The following is a 1134-nucleotide window of genomic DNA, read 5'->3' as shown; positions in this document are numbered from 1 at the left end:
CCGAACGTCGAGTGGATCATCACCAATCCGCCGTTCCGCCTCGGCGCGGCCTTCATCCTGCAGGCCCTGAAGCTCGCCCGGCGCGGGGTGGCGGTGCTGGTGCGCACCTCCTTCGTCGAGGGGGCGGAGCGGTACGACACGCTCTTCCGCCCGGCGCCCGAGACCTTCGTGCTGCCCTTCGTCGAGCGGGTCGCCATGTGGAAGGGCGTGCTGCTCGATCCAGACGTGAAGGTCTGGGACGCCGCGCGCGGCACGATGAAGTTCCCGACCTCGGCCACGAGCTACGCCTGGCTCGTCTGGCGGAACGACGCGGGTGGCCGGCTCGAGACCGACACCCGCTTCGTCCGCATCCCGCCCTGGCGGCGCGAGCTGACCCGGCCGGGCGATTACCCGCCCGTGCCCGACCACCTGCGCCCGCCCGAGGGGGCGCTACTGTGATGGGGGGCTCTCCGAAATGATCGAGACGATCGAGGGCAAGGGCGTAAATCGCTGCAACGTCAGCTGCGATGAGTGCGGTCGGACGGAAACGCTCACGTGCGATTACATCCGCTCTCCGGGGAACGTGTGGAATCCGAATGTCGGGCAGGTGCGGAAGAAGATCATCGGGCAAAACTGGCAGGTCCTGAAAGGCTCTGAAATCTGCCCGGCCTGCTCAGCCAAGAGAAAGGCTACCAAGGTGGTTAAGAACACAGACGTTGGTGCGGCGGAGAGCGAACCGTCGAAGGCTCAGAAGCGCGATATCCTGCAGCTGCTGCAGGATTGCTACGATGTCGAGGCAGGTCGTTACAACGGCGCCGATACCGACGACGTGATCGCTGAGACATTGGGCGTTCGCCCGGCATGGGTCTCTGCGCTGCGGGAGGAGTTCTTCGGACCCGACGGTGGCAACGAGGATATGCAGGGGTTGCTCGAGGAGCTTGTGAGCTTTCGCCAGCAACTGGCGGAAGTCAGGCAGCGGCTCGCGGACCATGCGTCACGGGTCGCCGAACTCGACCAGGGAGCCAAAGAGCACGAGGCGCGCTTGAAGCGCATCATCGGGGCATTGTCTCCACGGATCGTGAAGCGGGTTGGGTAGGACAACGCCATGAGCCGTCCGCTGACATTCTCGCCCGTCGATGCCGGGTCGCTTCCGGA

At 65.4% G+C, this 1134-nt stretch carries 2 protein-coding genes; both read left to right on the top strand.

Features of this window, described 5'->3' with window-relative positions; translation table 11 throughout:
* Window positions 1-438, top strand: a 438-nt coding sequence (locus tag RISW2_RS25210) for a hypothetical protein (RefSeq protein WP_211238750.1), incomplete at its 5' end; no start/stop codon positions are given.
* A gap of 16 nt (window positions 439-454) precedes the next feature.
* On the top strand, window positions 455-1075 hold the full coding sequence (locus tag RISW2_RS24960) for a hypothetical protein (protein ID WP_156943994.1): 621 nt from the start codon (window positions 455-457) through the stop codon (window positions 1073-1075).
* Window positions 1076-1134 lie beyond the last annotated feature (59 nt).

The sequence above is a fragment of the Roseivivax isoporae LMG 25204 genome (assembly GCF_000521865.1).
Classification (GTDB): domain Bacteria; phylum Pseudomonadota; class Alphaproteobacteria; order Rhodobacterales; family Rhodobacteraceae; genus Roseivivax; species Roseivivax isoporae.
Note: the sequence above shows the minus strand (reverse complement) of the source record. Positions and strands in the feature narration are given on the sequence as shown.